This is a genomic window from Paracoccus ravus (assembly GCF_004522175.1).
GTDB lineage: Bacteria > Pseudomonadota > Alphaproteobacteria > Rhodobacterales > Rhodobacteraceae > Paracoccus > Paracoccus ravus.
This window is the reverse complement of sequence record NZ_SDEB01000001.1, coordinates 191,721-209,247: the sequence shown is the minus strand read 5'-3', so window position 1 is coordinate 209,247 and position 17,527 is coordinate 191,721. Positions and strand designations below refer to the sequence as shown.

The following is a 17,527-nucleotide window of genomic DNA, read 5'->3' as shown; positions in this document are numbered from 1 at the left end:
CCTGTTGGCCTCCCGAGTCTGGGCGAGCATAGCCGCGCCGGGGGCGGGCGCAAGGCGGGGTCAGTTCCCCTCGGCCAAGGGACCGTAAAGGATCAGCGCGGGATGCTGGCTTGGCCCTTCGGCGGTAAGAAGCGCGGCAAGCTCGGTCACACTCATGCGCAAAAGGCGCTGATGCGGATGGCCCACGGCTTCAGCCAAAAGCGCGGGCGTATCGCGGGGAAGGCCATGCGCGACAAGGGATTCGAGCATTTTCGGGAAGGTCCGCTGGCCCATGAAGACCACGGTCGTGGCTCCGGCATCTGCCAAGGCCGTCCAGTTTTGGTTCTCCGGCAAGCCCCCAGTCACATCGGCCCCGGTCACGAATTGCAGCCGTCGCGCGGTCAGGCGGCGGGTCAAGGGAATGCCCGCCATGGCAGCCGCCGCCATGGCAGAGGGCACGCCGGGCACGATCTCGAAGGGGATGTTCTCGGCGCGCAGGGCGGTGATCTCTTCCTCGAGGCGGCCGAAGATCCCGGAATCGCCGGATTTCAGCCGCACCACCTGGCGCCCGGCCAGGGCGTGCTCGACGAGCAGCGCGTTCACGTGCTCCTGCTTGGCCGAGGGACGCCCGGCGCGCTTGCCGACCGCGATGCGCAGGGCCTGAGGTCCTGCCTGCTCGAGCACCGGGCCAGAGGCGAGGTCGTCGTAAAGCACGACATCCGCTGCTTCCAGTCTCCGGAGGGCGCGCAGCGTCAGAAGCTCGGGATCACCCGGACCCGAGGAAACGAAACTGACCATGCCATTCTGATCGCTCATCATTCCGCGATGCGGCAAAATCCACGGCTTGGCAAGAGGTGGCATGCCTTCCAGACGCGGCTTGCCGCATCGCGCGGCATTTGCCATATAGCGCGCAACCGCGACCCTGGGGATCCCATCCATGTTCCGAGCCCGTCATCTTCTGGGGATCGAGCCTCTCGCCCCGGCCGAGATCACCACGCTTCTTGACCTTGCCGAAACCTATGTCGACCTGAACCGGCGCACCGTGAAACATTCGGATGCGCTGGCGGGGATGACGCAGATCAACATGTTCTTCGAGAACTCGACCCGCACCCAGTCCAGCTTCGAGCTGGCGGGCAAGCGGCTTGGGGCCGACGTGATGAACATGTCGATGCAGAACAGCTCGGTGAAAAAGGGCGAGACGCTCATCGACACCGCGATGACGCTGAACGCCATGCATCCCGATCTGCTGGTCGTGCGCCACCCGCAATCGGGCGCGGTCGATCTGCTGGCGCAGAAGGTGAACTGCGCCGTCCTGAACGCGGGCGATGGTCGTCACGAGCATCCGACGCAGGCTCTGCTGGACGGGTTGACCATCCGCCGCGCCAAGGGGCGGCTGCACCGCCTGACCGTGGCGATCTGCGGCGACATTGCCCATAGCCGCGTCGCGCGCTCGAACCTGTTCCTGCTCGGCAAGATGGAGAACCGTCTGCGCCTCGTCGGCCCGGCGACCCTGATGCCCGCCGGCGCCCGCGACTGGGGCTGCGAGGTCTATGAGGACATGCGCGAGGGCCTCAAGGGCGCGGATGTCGTGATGATGCTGCGGCTGCAGAAAGAGCGCATGGATGGCGGCTTCATCCCGTCGGAACGCGAATATTACCACCGCTGGGGCCTCGACGCCGAGAAGTTGGCGCTGGCCGCGCCGGATGCGATCGTCATGCATCCCGGCCCGATGAACCGGGGCGTCGAGATCGACGGCACCATCGCCGACGACATCAACCGCTCGGTCATCCAAGACCAGGTCGAGATGGGCGTCGCCGTGCGCATGGCCGCGATGGACCTGCTGGCGCGCAACCTGCGTGCCGAGCGCGGCGCGAAAGCCTCGGAGATGATGGCATGATCCTGCAGTTCCAGAACCTCCGCCTGATCGACCCCGAGGCGCAGACTGAGGAAGAGACCACCCTGACCATCCGCGACGGCCGGATCGCGGCGGTCGGCGGCGAGGCCCCCGAAGGGGCCGAGATCGTCGATTGCGGCGGCAAGTATCTCGCCCCGGGCCTGGTCGACTGGGGCGTCAAGATCGGCGAGCCGGGCGAGCGGCACAAGGAAAGCTTCCGCAGCGCGGGCCTCGCCGCGGCGGCGGGCGGCGTCACCACCATCGTCGCGCGCCCCGACACGATGCCGCCGATCGACACGCCGGAATCGCTGGAATTCGCCACCCGCCGGGCGGCGGATGCGCCGGTGAACATCCACCACATGGCCTCGCTGACTCGCGCCCGCGAGGGCCGCGAGATGGTCGAGATGTCTTTCCTGCAGGATGCCGGGGCCGTCGCCTTCACCGATGGCGTGCGCGTCGTGTCGGATACCCGCCTGATGTCGCGCTGCATGACCTATGCGCGCGGACTGAACGCGCTGATCATCGGCCATCCGCAAGAGCCGATGCTGTCCAAGGGCGCGGCGGCGACCAGCAGCAAGTTCGCCTCGCTTTACGGCCTGCCCGCCGTCTCGCCCATGGCCGAGGTCATGGGGCTCGACCGCGACCTCGCCCTGGTCGCGATGACCGGCGCGCGCTACCATGCCGACCAGATCACCGTCGCCGCCAGCCTGCCCGCATTGCGTCGCGCGCGTGAGGCCGGGATGGACGTGACGGCCGGGGTTTCGATCCATCACCTGACGCTGAACGAATTCGATGTCGGAGATTATCGGACTTTCTTCCGCTTCACTCCGCCCTTGCGCTCGGAGGATGACCGGATCGCGATGATCGAGGCTGTGGCCGAAGGGCTGATCGACGTGATCGCCAGCTTCCACACCCCGCAGGACGAGGAATCGAAACGCCTGCCTTTTGCCGAGGCTGCCCCTGGAGCCGTGGGCCTCCAAACCCTACTGCCAGCGGCCATGCGGCTTTACCATTCCGGCGGGCTGAGCCTTGCGCAGCTTTGGCGTGCCATGTCGCTGAACCCGGCGCATCGTCTCGGGCTTGAAGGTGGGCGCGTCTCGGTTGGTGCGCCCGCCGATCTGGTCCTGTTCGATCCAAACGCACCCTTCGTGATGGATCGTTTCGCGCTGCTCTCGAAATCCAAGAATACCCCCTTTGACGGTGCGCGGATGCAAGGCAAGGTTCTGGGCACCTGGGTCGCAGGACGGCGCGTGCATGGAGAGGGCGCATGAATCTGATGCTCTGGTCGCTGATCGGCTACCTCTTGGGGTCGATCCCATTTGGCATCGTGATCACGCAGGCACTGGGCCTGGGCGATCTGCGCCAGATCGGCTCGGGCAATATCGGCGCGACCAATGTGCTGCGGACCGGCAACAAGCCGGCGGCGCTCGCGACCCTGCTGCTCGATTCCGGCAAGGGCGCGATCGCGGTCCTGCTGGCGCGCGGGCTGGCCGGCCCCGAGGCCGCGATGCTGGCAGGTGCTGCGGCCTTTCTCGGCCATCTTTTCCCGGTCTGGTTGGGCTTCAAGGGCGGTAAGGGGGTCGCGACCTTCCTCGGCACGCTTCTGGCGCTTGACTGGCGGCTGGGGCTTGTGGCCTGCGGTATCTGGCTGGCGGTCGCGGCGCTCGGGCGCATTTCGTCGCTTTCGGCGCTGGTCGCGGCGGCGGTGACGCCGCTGGTCGCGCTTTGGCTCGATGGCGCGCCCATGGCGGCGGTGACGGCGTTCATGGCGGTGCTGATCTTCATCCGCCACAGCGCCAATATGGCCCGCATTCTTGCGGGCACCGAGCCGCGGATCGGCCGGAAGTAACTCAGCGGGTCGGGACGGGCTCGGGGCTGGAATAATCGTAAAAGCCCCGCCCGGTCTTGCGCCCAAGCCAGCCCGCCTCGACATATTTCACCAAGAGCGGGCAGGGGCGGTATTTCGTATCGGCCAGCCCGTCATGCAGCACGTTCATGATCGCAAGGCAGGTATCGAGGCCGATGAAATCCGCCAGTTCCAGCGGCCCCATCGGATGGTTCGCGCCGAGCTTCATCGATTCGTCGATGGATTTGACAGAGCCCACGCCTTCGTAAAGCGTATAGACCGCCTCATTGATCATCGGGATCAGGATGCGGTTCACGATGAAGGCTGGGAAGTCCTCGGCGCTGGCGGCGGTCTTGCCGAGGCGTTGGACCACTTCGACCAGAGCGCGATAGGTCGGCTCGTCGGTGGCGATGCCGCGGATCAATTCGACCAGCTGCATGACCGGGACAGGGTTCATGAAATGCACGCCCATGAAACGGCCGGGTCGGTCGGTGCGGCTCGCAAGGCGCGTGATCGAGATCGACGAGGTGTTCGACGCCAAAATCGTCTCGGGCTTCAGGTGGGGCACGAGATCCTCGAAGATCGCATGTTTCACGGTCTCGCGCTCGGTCGCGGCCTCGATCACCAGGTCGCATTGGCCCAGATCGGCAAGCTGCATCGTGGTGCTGATGCGGCGCAGGGCGGCGTCACGGGCCTCGGCGGTGATCTTGTCGCGGCTGACCTGGCGGTCGAGGTTCTTGCCGACGACACCGACCGCGCGCTCCAGCGCCTCGCGCGAGATGTCGGTCATCAGCACGTCGAAACCGGCCAGCGCAAAGACATGCGCGATGCCGTTCCCCATCTGACCGGCACCGATCACGCCCACCGATTGAATTGCCATGTCACATCCCCTGAAATCCCAGCCGGGACGATAGGCGCAAGGACCGGGCGCGTTCAACGCAAAAACCGCCCGGAAGCCCGAGCGGTTTTCGCGTTGCGTATCCGGGGGGCGATGTCCCCCCGCGTTTGCCGTGCCCCTCGATGGGGCGCGGCAAGCGCCGCCGCCGAAAGCTCAGAGCTTCTCGGTCAGTTCCGGGACGGTGGTGAACAGATCGCCCACCAGGCCGTAATCGGCAATCTGGAAGATCGGGGCCTCTTCGTCCTTGTTGATCGCGACGATGACCTTCGAATCTTTCATCCCCGCAAGGTGCTGGATCGCACCCGAGATGCCGACGGCGACATAAAGCTCGGGGGCGACGACCTTGCCGGTCTGGCCGACCTGCCAATCGTTCGGGGCAAAGCCCGAATCGACCGCCGCGCGCGAAGCACCGACCGCCGCGCCGAGCTTGTCGGCGAGCTTCTCGATGATGGCGAAATTCTCTTGCGAGCCGATGCCCCGCCCGCCCGAAACGACCCGCTTGGCCGAGGTCAGTTCGGGCCGGTCGCTGGCCGCGACCTCATCCGAGACCCAGACCGACAGCGCGGGATCTGCACCGGGCGCAGCATCCGCGACCGAAGCAGCGCCACCTTCGCCCGCGGCGTCAAAGCTGGCGGTGCGGATGGTGAAGACCTTTTTCGCGTCGCGCGATTTGACGGTCTGGATCGCGTTGCCGGCATAGACCGGGCGCTCGAACGTGTCGGCATCGATCACTGCCGAGACATCCGAGAGCACCATGACATCGAGCAGCGCCGCGACCCGGGGCATGATGTTCTTGGCATCGGTCGTCGCCGGAGCAGCGATGTGGGTGTAATCGCCGGCGAGGCTGACGATCAGCGCGGCGGTCGGCTCGGCCAGACGATGGCCGTAAAGCGCGTTCTCGGCGACCAGAACCTTGCTCACGCCCGCGATTTTCGCGGCAGCTTCGGCGGCGGATTTGGCCGAAGCACCTGCGCAGAGCACGGTCACATCGCCCAGAGCCTTCACGGCACCGACCGCTTTCGCGGTCGCGTCGCGGTTCAATTCGCCATTGGTGACTTCACCCAGCAGAAGAACGGCCATCAGATCACCCCCGCTTCTTTCAGTTTCGACACAAGCTCATCGACCGAGCCGACCTTGATCCCAGCCTTGCGGCCCTCGGGCTCGCGGGTCGAGACGATCTCGAGACGCGGGCTGACATCGACGCCGTAATCGGCGGCGGTCTTCTCATCCAGCGGCTTTTTCTTCGCCTTCATGATATTCGGAAGCGAGGCATAGCGCGGCTCGTTCAGGCGCAGATCGGCGGTGACGACAGCCGGAAGCGCGACCTCGATCGTCTGCAGGCCACCATCGACCTCGCGGGTGACTTTCGCCTTGCCGCCGTCGATCTCGACCTTCGAGGCGAAGGCCGCCTGGCCCCAGCCCAGCAGCGCCGAGACCATCTGGCCGGTCGCGTTCATGTCATTGTCGATGGCCTGCTTGCCGGCGATGATCAGCTCGGTGCCCTCGGCCTTGGCGACGGCGGCGAGAATCTTGGCGACGGCCAGCGGCTCGATGTCCTGATGCACGTCATCGGCAGCGACAACCAGAATGGCGCGATCCGCACCCATGGCCAGTGCCGTGCGCAACGTCTCTTGTGCCTGCTTCACGCCGATCGAGACCGCGATGACTTCTTCGGCCTTGCCAGCTTCCTTGAGGCGGATGGCTTCCTCGACGGCGATTTCGTCGAACGGGTTCATCGACATCTTGACGTTGGCAAGATCGACGCCGGACCCGTCCGCTTTCACGCGGGCCTTCACGTTATAGTCGATCACGCGTTTGACTGGCACGAGAACCTTCATCGGTCTCTCTCCCTTTGGTTTGCGTCACCTGTTCGGCGAATTTGTTAACGGGCTGATCCAAGCAATGACAGGGCAAAAGCGACGCCGTTACGTCGCTTTGTCCTAATCGCTGCCTTGGCTTGGCTCGCGGCTGGCACCCGGCACCCAGAGGATGTCCTGAGTGCCCATTTCATTGGCCACACGACCGGCCACGAAAAGCCAATCTGACAGCCTGTTCAGATATTTGATCGCCGCCGGATTGGCGTCCTCGCTGGCCGCAAGGGCACATGCGGCGCGTTCCGCGCGGCGCGCGACGGTCCGGCACAGATGCAGATGCGCGGCCAAGGGCGTGCCTCCGGGCAGGATGAAACTGCGCAAAGGCGCAAGCCCCGCATTCATCGCGTCGATTTCAGTTTCCAGCCGCGTGACCTGCGATTCGATGATGCGCAGGACGGGATAGGGGGCCTCGGCATCCTCCTCCATGCGCGGGCGCGAGAGGTCCGCACCCAGATCGAACAGATCGTTCTGGATCACCGCGATGCGCTCGGCCAATTCTTCCGTCGCATGCAGGCGCGCAAGGCCCAAGGTGGAGTTCAACTCATCGACCGAACCATAGGATTCGACCCGCAGTGCATGTTTCGGGACGCGCGCGCCATTCGAGAGGGCGGTCTCGCCCTTGTCGCCGGTGCGGGTATAGATGCGGTTCAGGACGACCATCAATGCCCCCTTGCCCAGAGATAGATCAGGAAGACGGCAATCGCGACGGCCTGCGCGATCAGGCGCCAGCGCATCATCCGGTTGCCATGCTTGCGGTTGAATTCGCCCCCTTTGGCAAAGCCGCCGATGCCCGTGGCAAGAATGGCCACGACGGCGAGGCAGCAGATCGCCAGCAGGATCAGAAGGGGTTTGTCATGCATCAACGGGGCCTTTCGGGGCGGGAGCCTAGCTGCGGCGCGCGAACCAGTCCAGTGCGCGTGTCGAAAAGAGCCTGCGCCCGATCCCCGAGATATAGGTGGGCGTGGTGACGTAATAGCGCGGGCGGGGATTGGCGCTTTCCAAAGCCTGCGCGATCCGGGCGCTGACCGCCGAGGGGGGCAGTTCGAAACGATCCTTTTTCGCGGCGGGTTCGTAGAGCCTTTTCAGCAGCGATTGGCGGTATTGATCCGCGCGCGCGCTCGACTTCCAGTCGATCCAGCGTTCGAAATGCGGGATCGAGTTCTGGCGGATCTTCGTTCCGATCGGGCCGGGCTCGATCAGCACGAATTTGACCGGCGTATCGGCCATTTCCACACGCAGCACATCGGTCAGCCCCTCAAGGGCGAATTTCGTCGCCACGTAAGCGCCGCGCCACGGGATGCCCACCAGTCCAAGCACCGAGCTGATATTCACCACCCGTCCGCCATGCTGGCGAAAATGCGGCAAGAGGCGGCGGGTCAGGTCATGCGTGCCGAAAAGATTGGCCTCGAAGATCGACCGCAGTGCGCCGCGCGGCAGGTCCTCGGCCGCGCCGGGAATGGCGAAGGCCGCGTTATTCACCAGCGCGTCGATCCGGCCCAGCGACAGGGCGGCGTCAGCGGCGCGGGCGACGCTGTTCTCATCCGCCAGTTCCAGATGGATCGCCTCGAATCCCTCGGCGCGACGGGCTTCAAGGTCTTCGTCCTTGCGGCAGGTGGTGATGACGCGCCAGCCACGCGACCGCATATGCCTTGCGCCGTCCAGACCGATGCCCGAGGAACAGCCGGTAATCAAAACGGTTTTCATGCGACGCCTCCTGATGTGGCACGGTTCTGCGCGATGCGACCTGTTCGCGCAAGGCGTGCATTTCCGGCTGGACCGAAGGCGCGCTCAGGAATATTCAACCAGACATGTCCGACGATCCGAACATCCCCGATCCGTCACGGGATCAGACCACATCCGAGCCTCTTTCGCGCGCCATTGGCGAGCGATACCTGACCTATGCGCTCAGCACGATCATGCACCGGGCCTTGCCCGATGCGCGAGACGGGCTGAAGCCGGTGCATCGCCGCATCCTTTATGCGATGCGCGAGCTGCGGCTGTCTCCGACCGGGGCGTTCCGGAAATCCGCCAAGATCACCGGCGACGTGATGGGCAACTATCACCCGCATGGCGATGCCGCGATCTATGACGCGATGGCGCGCCTCGCGCAGCCCTTTGCCATGCGCTACCCGCTGGTCGATGGTCAGGGGAATTTCGGCAATATCGACGGCGATAACCCCGCCGCCAGCCGCTATACCGAGGCCCGGCTGACCGCCGCCTCCGAGGCCCTGATGGAGGGTCTGTCCGAGAACTCGGTCGATTTCCGCCCGAATTATGACGGCACGCTGGAAGAACCGATCGTCCTTCCCGCCGCCTTCCCGAACCTTTTGTGCAATGGCGCGAGCGGCATCGCGGTCGGCATGGCCACGAACGTGCCGCCGCATAACCTGCACGAAGTGATCGACGCCTGCCTGCATCTGATCAAATCGCCCGATGCGCGCGACGACACGCTGATCAATATCATGCCCGGCCCGGATTTCCCGACCGGCGGCGTGCTGGTCGAAAGCCGCGAGATCATTGCCGAGGCTTACCGCACCGGGCGCGGCAGCCTGCGCCTGCGCGCCCGCTGGGCGGTCGAGGATCTGGGTCGCGGTCTGTGGCAGATCGTCGTCACCGAGATCCCCTATCAGGTGCAGAAATCCAAGCTGATCGAGCGTCTGGCCGAGCTGATCCAACTGAAAAAAGTGCCGATCCTCGCCGATGTGCGCGACGAATCCGCCGAGGATGTCCGCATCGTCCTTGAGCCCCGCGCCCGCACCGTCGATCCCGAGCAATTGATGGGGGCGCTGTTCCGCGTCTCGGATCTGGAGATCCGTTTCGGCCTGAACATGAACGTGCTGATCGACGGGCGCGTGCCCAAGGTCTGCTCGCTCAAGGAGGTGCTGCGCGCCTTCCTCGACCATCGCCGCGAGGTGCTGGTCCGGCGCGCGAATTTCCGTCTGGACAAGATCGCGGCGCGGCTGGAGGTGCTGGAGGGCTACATGATCGCCTTCCTGAACCTTGACCGCGTGATCGAGATCATCCGTTACGAAGACGATCCCAAGGCGGTGCTTGCCGCCGAGTTCAAGCTGTCCGAGACGCAGGTCGAGGCGATCCTGAACATGCGTCTGCGCGCCTTGCGCCGTCTCGAAGAGATGGAGCTACGCGCCGAGCATGAGAACCTGACGAAGGAACGCGAGGGCCTTGCCGCGATGGTTGCGGATGAGGGCGCGCAATGGGACAAGATCTCGGAAGAACTGCGCGAGACCCGCAAGAAATTCGGCAAGTCGGCCCCCGGCGGGCAGCGCCGGACCGAGATCGGCGCCGCAGGCGAGGTCACCGAGATCGACATGGATTCGATGATCGAGCGCGAGCCGATCACCGTGATCCTGTCGAAAATGGGCTGGATCCGCGCGATGAAGGGGCACCAGCCTCTGGATGCCGAAATCAAGTTCAAGGATGGCGACGGGCCGTTCATGGCGCTGCATGCCGAGACCACCGACAAGCTGATGGTCTATGGCGCGAATGGCCGTTTCTATACCCTGCCCGCGAACAACCTGCCGGGCGGGCGCGGCATGGGCGAGCCGCTGCGCCTGATGATCGACCTGCCGAATGATGCGGCGGTGATCGACCTCTTCCCGTGGCGCGACGGCACGCGCTATCTGGTGGCCTCCAAGGCCGGGGATGGGTTCATCGTCAATGCGGCGGATATTCTGGCCCAGACGCGCGCAGGCAAGCAGGTCCTGAACGGCGAGGCGCTGCTTTGCCGTCCGGTCAGCGGCGATCATGTCGTCACTGTGGGCGAGAACCGCAAGATGCTGGTCTTTGCGCTGGACGAACTGCCCGAAATGGGACGGGGCAAGGGCGTGCGGCTGCAGAAATACAAGGATGGCGGCTTGTCGGATGCGATCTGCATCACCTTGGCCGAGGGGCTGCGCTGGCAGGAAAGCGGCGGGCGCACCCGCAGCGAGCCGGATCTGGCGCAATGGCTGGGCAAGCGGGCGACTGCGGGCGTGATGGCCCCGCGCGGCTTTCCGCGCGACAACAAGTTCAACTGAAAAGAGGCGGGGCCGAGGATGACCTCGGCCCCGTTGCTTGTCTCTAGCTGTTCGCCCTTGGCTTGAGGATGACCGTCGTGCCATCCGCAGGCACCGTGGTAGAGGCAGACTGATCCGCTTTCGATTTGCTGTAAGGGCAGGCCGAAACCGGAAGGGCCGCCACCGACACGAGCAAGGCCGTAGCAGCGATGATTTTTACCATCTCGTCGTCCTTCTGATGTTCCCGTACCACTCAAGCCTTGCATGCAGGGGTGATTCGTTCAATCAGCCTGCCGATCACGGATCTGTTTGCGCCCGGTCAGCATGGGCCGGACCAGATCCTCGCGTTTCCAGAAGCGGTAAAACAGGATCACCGCGAGATGCAGCAGGACAAGGATAAGCACCAGGTTGGCGCCCAATTCGTGCCAGCCGACGGCCTTGACGCTGGTGGCTGAACCGACCCTGTCGGCAAGAGGCCCGACATTGATGTAATCCTCGGGATCCGAGATCAGCCCGGTCGTGACCTGCGCCGCCAGCAATGCCAGCATCGTGATGACGGAAAGCGCCCCCAGCGGATTATGCCCCGGCCAGTAGCTCGGCTCGCGCAGCATCATGCCGCGCAGATAGCCTGCCACGGCACCGGGGCCGCGCAGGAAATGCGAGAATCGCGCCGGGGCGGGGCCGAAAAAGCCCCAGATCAGTCGAAAGACCAGAAGGCCCGCCACGACATAGCCGCACCAGAAATGCAGCGTCATCTTGGACGGGCCGAACTGGCCCAGACACCAGCCAAGGACGACGAAAAAGGCGAGCAGCCAATGAAAGGCGCGCAGGAGCGGATCCCACAAACTGATTTCACGCGGGGGTTCGGGCCCGCGCATCAGCCCTTGACGCGGTAGCTGTCATGACAGGCCTTGCAGGCACCGCCCAGCTTGCCGACCACGGGGCCAAGCTGATCCTGCCCGCCTTTGACGGCCTCGGGCGCGCCAGCGGCGGCCTCGACCAGGCCTTGGAACTTGGCCTTGAAATCGTCCATATCCGTCCAGATCTCTGGCTTGGCGGCGCTGTCCTCGGCCTGGCCCGAGGCGCTGCCCTCGACAAAGAGGCTCGGCAGGTCGTAATGGGTCAGGGCCGCGATATTCGCAGCGGCTTGGCTGGCGGCAGCCTCGTCATAGGCCACATCTCCCTTGGCCATCCCCGCCAGCGTCGCCATGTTCAGCGCCAGCATCTTGTAATAGCCATGGCGGGCCTCGATCGCGTTTTCCACCAACTCGTCATCGGCGATTGCGGTCAGGGGAAACAGCGGCAACAGGGCAAAACTGGCGGCAGTCAGGATCAGGCGCATATCGTCGGTCCTTTCGCGTGGCTTGGGCTGCACGAGGTCGTGGGGCCAAGATTTGCACAGCTCGCCCGCGCTGCCAACGCGAGCGCTGATGCCATTCGCGTGATTTTGAAGCGCAATTCGAGGCGGAGATTTCCGGATATCCCGTTTTTTATCCACTCTCGGCGTCCTTGAGGGAGATTTAGGCAAAATTCTGCGCCGTGTCGCGGGGGAAATTGTTTCCAGTTGAGCAACGCTGCATTGCGGCGCAACCTGAAATGGACGGGCCGTTTTGCCCGCCACCCCGAGCCGCACGGGGTTCTTCATGGCAGTGCCGCCGTTCCTGTCTCGTCTCTCCTCCCTCCGCGAGACATTGGAACGGCGGCCTCTTTGTCTTCAGGGCCAGTCGATATCGACCCAGACCAGCCGGTGGCTCGAGGCCTCCAAGGCGATTTCGGCCAGTTCCCCCGCCTCGGGCCAGAACACGCCCGCGCCGAGGATGGTCAGTTCCCGAGCCGGCAGGACATAATCCACGCGAAGGTTTCCGGGAGGGCGGTCGCCCGGCCAATGCGCGGTATCCAGCGCCGCATTGCCCTTGTGGCTGGCGTTGATCCCCAGCGTCCCGGCCTTTTCGCCGCCCGCGCTTTGCGGCTCGGGATCGCGAAGATGCTGCATGATCCGCGCAAGTGCCTCGGGCCGGCCGTCACCATCGGCGGGATCGACGTTCAGTTTGCCCGCCAGCACGAAGGTCCCATCCGGCAGGTTGTTCAGCCAGAAGGCCAACTCGTCATGGTTGCGCCTGCCATTCCGATCCTCGGGACCATCGAACACCGGGGGCGAGGCCGACATGGCGAGCAGATGCAGCGGCTTTCCTGCAACCGTGATGGTTGCGTCCCAATGCGCAACCGAAGAAAGGCGCTGGCTTTCGGCGATCTCGGCCGGGCCGGGGGGCATCAGATTGCCGGGCAGGTCGCGCCACAGGGTCGTCGCGTAATCCCGGACCGGGCCGATCGGATGGTGCGACAGGATGGCCATGCCACCCTGGCCGGTAAAGCGGCCAAAGCCCTGCCGGTCATTCGCCGTCCCCAGTCGGCCGTCCTGGTTCAGGTCCAGCCCCGAGGGAACCCCGGCATTGGGTCGCGTCGAGAACTGATGCGCATAGTCGATCCCGGATTTGGCGAGCCGGTCGCGAAACGCGGTCAGCGCCAGTGCGTCATGGTCCCAGTCAAAACCGGTCAGCAGCAGGATATCTGGACGCGATTCCAGGATCACGCGGATCACCGCGTCTATCTGGCTGTCCTCGCGCCGCAGATCGCGCAGCAATAGCCCCGGCCCGTCGCGCGACAGGTCGGGGCTGAAGGTGGCGATCCGCAAGGGGTCGGCCTGTGCGCTAAGGCCAAGGGCCGCCAGGATGGCCGCCCCGGCAAGCGGTCTCAGACCCAAGGGCGGCTCTGCGCGATCTGGCTTTCGAACGTGTCGATCGCGGCGGATTTCTCCAGCGTCAGGCCAATATCGTCGAGCCCGTTCAGCAGGCAGTGACGGCGGAAGGAATCGATCTCGAAGGCGAAGCTCTGGCCGTCCGAGGTCGTCACCGTCTGGTTCTCGAGGTCGATGGTCAGGCGGGCGTTCGATCCCTTGCGCGCGTCGTCCATCAGCACATCGACCACCTCTTTCGGCATGACAATGGGCAGGATGCCGTTCTTGAAGCAGTTATTGTAGAAGATGTCTGCAAAACTGGTCGAGATCACGCAGCGGATGCCGTAATCCAGCAACGCCCAAGGGGCGTGCTCGCGCGACGAACCGCAGCCGAAATTGTCCCCGGCGACGATGATCTCGCTGGCGCGATAGGCTGGCTGGTTCAGCACGAAATCCGCCACTTCGCTGCCATCGGCATTGTAGCGCATCTCGTCGAACAGGTTCTTGCCCAGACCCGAGCGGTGGATGGTCTTGAGGAACTGCTTGGGGATGATCATGTCGGTGTCGATATTGACCAGCGGCATCGGTGCCGCAATTCCCGTCAGCTTCGTGAATTTGTCCATTTGCTTCCTCGCAGAATTGACTGGCCGCGTGGGTGGCCGTTAGCTTTTTGGTGACGGGCCTATTGCCGCCACAAGGATGTGTTGATGACCGGGTTCACGAGTTTCGCCGCCCTGCGTGCCTGCGTGGCTCGCGATTGGACGCCAAGGATCGGAGACCCCGAGATCACCGGCTGGCTGACGGTGATCTTTTATCTTTTGTGCAGTGCTCTGGCCCTGCGGGTGTCGATACGGCACCCGAGGGGCGCGGCCTTCGGGCTCTGGGCCACGATTGCCGCGATCACGGCGTTTCTCGCGATCAACAAGCAGCTTGACCTGCAATCCGCGCTGACGGCGACGGGGCGCTGCCTGGCCCGCGCACAGGGCTGGTACGAGAGCCGCGGCCTCGTGCAGCTGGCCTTCATCCTGGTGCTGGTCCTGCTGATGGTCCTGGCCCTGATGGTCCTGCTGCGCGGCCTCAAAGGCGCATTGCCGTCGAACGGCCTTGCCCTGCTGGGGCTGGCCATCCTTTGCGGCTTTGTCCTGGTGCGGGCCGTGGGGTTCCATCATTTCGACCGTCTCATCAACATGGATTTCGCGAATATTCGGTTCAACTTCCTATTCGAGAATACCGGGCTGCTGCTGATCGCCGTGAATGCCATCTTCCTGCTGCGGCGGGGCAGAAGCGCGCCCCGCCGTGCCGGAATCAGACCGTCTCGGCCATGAACTCGCGCACATCGGTCAGGTGGCCCTTGATGCCCGCGGCGGCGGCCATCACGGGCGACATCAGATGCGTGCGGCCACCACGGCCCATGCGGCCCTCGAAGTTGCGGTTCGAGGTCGCGGCGCAGCGCTCGCCCGGCGCAAGCTGGTCGGGGTTCATGCCCAGGCACATCGAGCAGCCCGCCAGACGCCATTCGAAACCGGCATCGGTGAAGATCTTGTCCAGGCCCTCTTCCTCGGCCTGAAGGCGTACGAGGCCCGAGCCGGGAACGACCATGCCGCGTACACCCTCAGCCAGATGCTGGCCCTTCAGAATGCCAGCGGCAGCGCGCAGATCCTCGATCCGGCCATTGGTGCAGGAGCCGATGAAGACCGCGTCGATCTTGATCTCACTCAGCGGCGTGCCCGGTTTCAGGCCCATGTAGTCGAGGCTGCGGCGCGCGGCCTCGATCTTGCCGCCTTCGAAATCCTCGGGGGCCGGGACCTTGTCGGTGATCGCCAGCACGTCCTCGGGCGAGGTGCCCCAGGTCACGACCGGAGCGATATCCTCGCCGCGAATGGTCACGATCTTGTCGAAATGCGCGCCTTCATCGGTGAAGAGAGTTTTCCACCAGGTGATGGCGGCTTCCCATGCCGCGCCCTTCGGGGCGTGCGGGCGGCCTTTGCAATAGTCGAAGGTCTTTTCGTCGGGCGCGATCAGGCCAGCACGGGCGCCGCCTTCGATCGCCATGTTGCAGACGGTCATGCGGCCTTCCATCGAGAGGTCGCGGATCGCCTCGCCGCAATATTCGATGACATAGCCCGTGCCGCCAGCGGTGCCGGTCTTGCCGATGACAGCCAGCGTGATGTCCTTCGCCGTGACGCCGGGCAGCAGCTTGCCGGTGATCTCGACCTTCATATTCTTGGATTTTTTCTGAATCAGCGTCTGCGTCGCCAGAACATGTTCCACTTCCGAGGTGCCGATGCCATGGGCCAGCGCGCCGAAAGCGCCATGCGTCGCGGTGTGGCTGTCGCCGCAAACCACGGTCATGCCCGGCAGGGTCCAGCCCTGTTCGGGGCCGACGATATGGACGATGCCCTGACGGACATCCGACATCGGATAGTAGTTCAGACCGAATTCGCGGGCGTTCTTGTCCAGTTCTGCGACCTGGATGCGGCCCTCGGGATTCTCGATGCCCTGCACGCGGTCGGCAGTCGTCGGCACGTTATGGTCTGGCACGGCGATGGTCTGGTCGGGGCGGCGCACCTTGCGCCCGGCCATGCGCAGGCCCTCGAAGGCCTGGGGCGAGGTGACCTCGTGGACCAGATGGCGGTCGATATAGAGCACGCAGGTGCCGTCCTCGGAACGGTCGACCACATGCGCGTCGAAGATCTTGTCATAGAGCGTGCGGGGCGCGCCCGCATTGATATTGCCGGTCATGGCTGTCTCTTTCCGAAAGAGTAGCTGGGAAATAGCGAAAAATGGGGCCGCAATGCGCGGCGGGGCGCCGGAAATGCGCCGCACACCGTCAAAGTCGCGCAGTGACGGAAAGGCTTTCGCCGTAGAACCGACCCGGCAGCCGGGCGCGGTCATGGATGTCGAAATAGACGAATCCTCGCATGTCGGAACTCATACGCCGGTTTGATCGGTCAGGCAATACGCGCGCACGAGGCTGTTAATTCCCTCTTCTCGTCACGGCGTTATCCTGCCCGCAAGACGAAAAGGAGGTCGAAGCGATGATGATTCGGGTGGTCCTGCGCTCGATCCCGCTGTTTCTGGTGGCGATTTTCGCACTTTCGGTGCTGATCACGGGTGGCCCGGCCGAGCGTGCGCGCCACATGGCGCGGGTTGACGGCCATCGCCTCGCCTGGACACAGAGTCAGGTCAAATGCCCGGAACCTTGGGGGAATCTGCCCATTTCCGGATGTACGCGGGGGAATACACCAATAAAACCGCCTTCGGCTCATTGAGCAAGCGATAAATCATGCTACATTAGAGGGGCCCGGCGCCGGGGGTTGTCGGCGCGATGACCGGAGGATGAACCCCTGTCCGATACCGCTTCGCCGGCTCCTGCGCCGGCTGCGTCCACCGCGGAGTCCGAGCTGACCAGCGATCAGCTACTGGACCGCATTCTCACCTCGCTTGATGACGACAAGGCCGAAGAGGTCGTGACCATCGACCTGCGCGGTCGTTCGGCCATGGCCGATCACATGGTGATCGCCTCGGGTCGCTCGTCGCGTCAGGTGGCCGCCATCGCCGAAAAACTGGTCCAGCGCCTGAAGGAACAGACCGGCCGTTCCGCCCGCATCGAGGGCAAGGATACCGGCGACTGGGTGCTGATCGACACCGATGACGTGATCGTCCATGTCTTCCGCCCGGAAGTGCGCGAATTCTACCAGCTCGAAAAGATGTGGATGCCGGCGGATGCGCTGCGCTCGGCCACGCTTGAGCGGCTGCGCGCGGATCATGCGGCCGAAGAAGCCCGCCGGACCCAGATCTGAGCCGGAACTGAAGCATGAGGATGGTCATTGCCGCGGTCGGGCGGCTGCGGCAGGGCCCCGAGGCGAAGCTGATCGCCGATTACCTTGATCGTCATGCCAAGGCCGGTCGCGCCTTGGGCCTGCCCCCGGTGTCGATCGCCGAGGTCGAGGACAAGCGCGGCGGCGGCATGAGCGCCGAGGCCCCGCTGCTTGAGCGCGCTATCCCCGATGGCGCGGCGCTGGTCATCATGGACGAGCGCGGCCAGATGCTCTCCTCGCCGGAATTTGCCCAGAAGATTGCCGCTTTCCGCGATCAGGCGCGCGACATCGCCTTTGTCATCGGCGGCGCCGATGGCCTTGATCCCAGCCTGCGCGCTCGCGCCGATCTGTCGATCAGCTTCGGGCGCATGGTCTGGCCGCATATGTTGGTCCGCGTCATGCTGGCCGAGCAGATTTACCGCGCCACGACCATTCTGGCAGGTAGCCCCTATCATCGGGTCTGAT

21 protein-coding genes are annotated in these 17,527 nt (G+C 64.5%); 8 read left to right on the top strand and 13 right to left on the bottom strand.

Annotation, left to right across the window (positions count from 1 at the left end; all coding sequences use genetic code 11):
• Positions 1-60: 60 nt before the first annotated feature.
• Positions 61-795: a uroporphyrinogen-III C-methyltransferase gene (cobA, locus tag ESZ60_RS01115; protein WP_134678696.1), complete on the bottom strand. Its 735-nt coding sequence runs from the start codon at positions 793-795 to the stop codon at positions 61-63.
• A 121-nt stretch (positions 796-916) separates the two neighbouring features.
• On the opposite strand from cobA, the gene ESZ60_RS01110 reads away from it, so the two are divergent.
• Genes ESZ60_RS01110 through plsY form a run of 3 tightly spaced genes read left to right on the top strand, consistent with a single transcriptional unit; the run spans position 917 to position 3,722 of the window.
• A complete protein-coding gene (locus ESZ60_RS01110) occupies positions 917-1,876 on the top strand; it encodes an aspartate carbamoyltransferase catalytic subunit (protein WP_134678561.1) in 960 nt (319 codons plus the stop codon).
• A complete protein-coding gene (gene pyrC, locus ESZ60_RS01105) occupies positions 1,873-3,144 on the top strand; it encodes a dihydroorotase (RefSeq protein WP_134678560.1) in 1,272 nt (423 codons plus the stop codon). The genes ESZ60_RS01110 and pyrC overlap by 4 nt, the downstream gene beginning before the upstream one ends.
• Positions 3,141-3,722, top strand: a complete 582-nt coding sequence (plsY, locus tag ESZ60_RS01100) for a glycerol-3-phosphate 1-O-acyltransferase PlsY (protein ID WP_134678559.1) — start codon at positions 3,141-3,143, stop codon at positions 3,720-3,722. The genes pyrC and plsY overlap by 4 nt, the downstream gene beginning before the upstream one ends.
• A gap of 1 nt (position 3,723) precedes the next feature.
• Here the strand turns inward: plsY and ESZ60_RS01095 are convergent, their stop codons facing one another.
• The 6 genes from ESZ60_RS01095 to ESZ60_RS01070 form a co-directional block, all read right to left on the bottom strand.
• The gene (locus ESZ60_RS01095) at positions 3,724-4,599 is read right to left on the bottom strand and encodes a 3-hydroxybutyryl-CoA dehydrogenase (RefSeq protein WP_134678558.1); all 876 of its coding nucleotides are present in this window, start codon (positions 4,597-4,599) and stop codon (positions 3,724-3,726) included.
• Between the two features lie 171 nt (positions 4,600-4,770).
• The gene (locus tag ESZ60_RS01090) at positions 4,771-5,697 is read right to left on the bottom strand and encodes an electron transfer flavoprotein subunit alpha/FixB family protein (RefSeq protein ID WP_134678557.1); all 927 of its coding nucleotides are present in this window, start codon (positions 5,695-5,697) and stop codon (positions 4,771-4,773) included.
• Positions 5,697-6,455, bottom strand: coding sequence for an electron transfer flavoprotein subunit beta/FixA family protein (locus ESZ60_RS01085; protein ID WP_134678556.1), 759 nt, complete (start codon positions 6,453-6,455; stop codon positions 5,697-5,699). The genes ESZ60_RS01090 and ESZ60_RS01085 overlap by 1 nt, the downstream gene beginning before the upstream one ends.
• A gap of 102 nt (positions 6,456-6,557) precedes the next feature.
• The gene (locus tag ESZ60_RS01080) at positions 6,558-7,151 is read right to left on the bottom strand and encodes a cob(I)yrinic acid a,c-diamide adenosyltransferase (RefSeq protein WP_134678555.1); all 594 of its coding nucleotides are present in this window, start codon (positions 7,149-7,151) and stop codon (positions 6,558-6,560) included.
• Positions 7,151-7,351 carry a twin transmembrane helix small protein gene (locus ESZ60_RS01075; protein ID WP_134678554.1) on the bottom strand — a complete coding sequence of 67 codons (201 nt, stop codon included), beginning with the start codon at positions 7,349-7,351 and terminating at the stop codon, positions 7,151-7,153. Before ESZ60_RS01075 ends, ESZ60_RS01080 begins: the two co-directional genes overlap by 1 nt.
• Positions 7,352-7,376: 25 nt before the next feature.
• The gene (locus ESZ60_RS01070; RefSeq protein ID WP_134678553.1) at positions 7,377-8,195 is read right to left on the bottom strand and encodes an SDR family NAD(P)-dependent oxidoreductase; all 819 of its coding nucleotides are present in this window, start codon (positions 8,193-8,195) and stop codon (positions 7,377-7,379) included.
• 104 nt (positions 8,196-8,299) lie between these two features.
• Between ESZ60_RS01070 and parC the strand changes: the two genes are divergently transcribed.
• Positions 8,300-10,528, top strand: coding sequence for a DNA topoisomerase IV subunit A (gene parC, locus ESZ60_RS01065; protein ID WP_134678552.1), 2,229 nt, complete (start codon positions 8,300-8,302; stop codon positions 10,526-10,528).
• A gap of 43 nt (positions 10,529-10,571) precedes the next feature.
• Here the strand turns inward: parC and ESZ60_RS20660 are convergent, their stop codons facing one another.
• From ESZ60_RS20660 to leuD, 5 genes are all read right to left on the bottom strand, one after another.
• A complete protein-coding gene (locus ESZ60_RS20660) occupies positions 10,572-10,730 on the bottom strand; it encodes a hypothetical protein (RefSeq protein ID WP_167620026.1) in 159 nt (52 codons plus the stop codon).
• 58 nt (positions 10,731-10,788) lie between these two features.
• The gene (locus ESZ60_RS01060; RefSeq protein WP_134678551.1) at positions 10,789-11,385 is read right to left on the bottom strand and encodes a cytochrome b/b6 domain-containing protein; all 597 of its coding nucleotides are present in this window, start codon (positions 11,383-11,385) and stop codon (positions 10,789-10,791) included.
• Positions 11,385-11,849 (bottom strand): c-type cytochrome, encoded by a 465-nt coding sequence (locus ESZ60_RS01055; protein ID WP_134678550.1) that lies wholly within the window; start codon positions 11,847-11,849, stop codon positions 11,385-11,387. Before ESZ60_RS01055 ends, ESZ60_RS01060 begins: the two co-directional genes overlap by 1 nt.
• Positions 11,850-12,221: 372 nt before the next feature.
• On the bottom strand, positions 12,222-13,268 hold the full coding sequence (locus ESZ60_RS01050) for an endonuclease/exonuclease/phosphatase family protein (protein WP_134678549.1): 1,047 nt from the start codon (positions 13,266-13,268) through the stop codon (positions 12,222-12,224).
• The gene (gene leuD, locus ESZ60_RS01045; RefSeq protein ID WP_134678548.1) at positions 13,259-13,864 is read right to left on the bottom strand and encodes a 3-isopropylmalate dehydratase small subunit; all 606 of its coding nucleotides are present in this window, start codon (positions 13,862-13,864) and stop codon (positions 13,259-13,261) included. Before leuD ends, ESZ60_RS01050 begins: the two co-directional genes overlap by 10 nt.
• An 84-nt stretch (positions 13,865-13,948) precedes the next feature.
• On the opposite strand from leuD, the gene ESZ60_RS01040 reads away from it, so the two are divergent.
• On the top strand, positions 13,949-14,566 hold the full coding sequence (locus ESZ60_RS01040; RefSeq protein WP_245155540.1) for a hypothetical protein: 618 nt from the start codon (positions 13,949-13,951) through the stop codon (positions 14,564-14,566).
• On the opposite strand, the gene leuC is transcribed toward ESZ60_RS01040, so the two are convergent.
• Positions 14,547-15,983, bottom strand: a complete 1,437-nt coding sequence (leuC, locus tag ESZ60_RS01035) for a 3-isopropylmalate dehydratase large subunit (protein ID WP_134678546.1) — start codon at positions 15,981-15,983, stop codon at positions 14,547-14,549. The genes ESZ60_RS01040 and leuC overlap by 20 nt on opposite strands.
• 296 nt (positions 15,984-16,279) lie before the next feature.
• On the opposite strand from leuC, the gene ESZ60_RS01025 reads away from it, so the two are divergent.
• The 3 genes from ESZ60_RS01025 to rlmH all read left to right on the top strand — a co-directional run bounded on the left by ESZ60_RS01025 (position 16,280) and on the right by rlmH (position 17,526).
• Positions 16,280-16,513, top strand: coding sequence for a hypothetical protein (locus ESZ60_RS01025; RefSeq protein ID WP_134678545.1), 234 nt, complete (start codon positions 16,280-16,282; stop codon positions 16,511-16,513).
• Positions 16,514-16,588: 75 nt separating this feature from the next.
• On the top strand, positions 16,589-17,044 hold the full coding sequence (rsfS, locus tag ESZ60_RS01020) for a ribosome silencing factor (RefSeq protein ID WP_134678544.1): 456 nt from the start codon (positions 16,589-16,591) through the stop codon (positions 17,042-17,044).
• Between the two features lie 14 nt (positions 17,045-17,058).
• Positions 17,059-17,526: a 23S rRNA (pseudouridine(1915)-N(3))-methyltransferase RlmH gene (gene rlmH / locus ESZ60_RS01015; protein ID WP_134678543.1), complete on the top strand. Its 468-nt coding sequence runs from the start codon at positions 17,059-17,061 to the stop codon at positions 17,524-17,526.
• Position 17,527: the final 1 nt, after the last annotated feature.

Coding starts and splice junctions, on each gene's coding strand:
- cobA (WP_134678696.1), bottom strand. CDS start 795: ATGAGCGATCAGAATGGCATGGTCAGTTTCGTTTCCTCGGGTCCGGGT.
- ESZ60_RS01110 (WP_134678561.1), top strand. CDS start 917: ATGTTCCGAGCCCGTCATCTTCTGGGGATCGAGCCTCTCGCCCCGGCC.
- pyrC (WP_134678560.1), top strand. CDS start 1,873: ATGATCCTGCAGTTCCAGAACCTCCGCCTGATCGACCCCGAGGCGCAG.
- plsY (WP_134678559.1), top strand. CDS start 3,141: ATGAATCTGATGCTCTGGTCGCTGATCGGCTACCTCTTGGGGTCGATC.
- ESZ60_RS01095 (WP_134678558.1), bottom strand. CDS start 4,599: ATGGCAATTCAATCGGTGGGCGTGATCGGTGCCGGTCAGATGGGGAAC.
- ESZ60_RS01090 (WP_134678557.1), bottom strand. CDS start 5,697: ATGGCCGTTCTTCTGCTGGGTGAAGTCACCAATGGCGAATTGAACCGC.
- ESZ60_RS01085 (WP_134678556.1), bottom strand. CDS start 6,455: ATGAAGGTTCTCGTGCCAGTCAAACGCGTGATCGACTATAACGTGAAG.
- ESZ60_RS01080 (WP_134678555.1), bottom strand. CDS start 7,151: ATGGTCGTCCTGAACCGCATCTATACCCGCACCGGCGACAAGGGCGAG.
- ESZ60_RS01075 (WP_134678554.1), bottom strand. CDS start 7,351: ATGCATGACAAACCCCTTCTGATCCTGCTGGCGATCTGCTGCCTCGCC.
- ESZ60_RS01070 (WP_134678553.1), bottom strand. CDS start 8,195: ATGAAAACCGTTTTGATTACCGGCTGTTCCTCGGGCATCGGTCTGGAC.
- parC (WP_134678552.1), top strand. CDS start 8,300: ATGTCCGACGATCCGAACATCCCCGATCCGTCACGGGATCAGACCACA.
- ESZ60_RS20660 (WP_167620026.1), bottom strand. CDS start 10,730: ATGGTAAAAATCATCGCTGCTACGGCCTTGCTCGTGTCGGTGGCGGCC.
- ESZ60_RS01060 (WP_134678551.1), bottom strand. CDS start 11,385: ATGCGCGGGCCCGAACCCCCGCGTGAAATCAGTTTGTGGGATCCGCTC.
- ESZ60_RS01055 (WP_134678550.1), bottom strand. CDS start 11,849: ATGCGCCTGATCCTGACTGCCGCCAGTTTTGCCCTGTTGCCGCTGTTT.
- leuD (WP_134678548.1), bottom strand. CDS start 13,864: ATGGACAAATTCACGAAGCTGACGGGAATTGCGGCACCGATGCCGCTG.
- ESZ60_RS01040 (WP_245155540.1), top strand. CDS start 13,949: ATGACCGGGTTCACGAGTTTCGCCGCCCTGCGTGCCTGCGTGGCTCGC.
- leuC (WP_134678546.1), bottom strand. CDS start 15,983: ATGACCGGCAATATCAATGCGGGCGCGCCCCGCACGCTCTATGACAAG.
- ESZ60_RS01025 (WP_134678545.1), top strand. CDS start 16,280: ATGATGATTCGGGTGGTCCTGCGCTCGATCCCGCTGTTTCTGGTGGCG.
- rlmH (WP_134678543.1), top strand. CDS start 17,059: ATGAGGATGGTCATTGCCGCGGTCGGGCGGCTGCGGCAGGGCCCCGAG.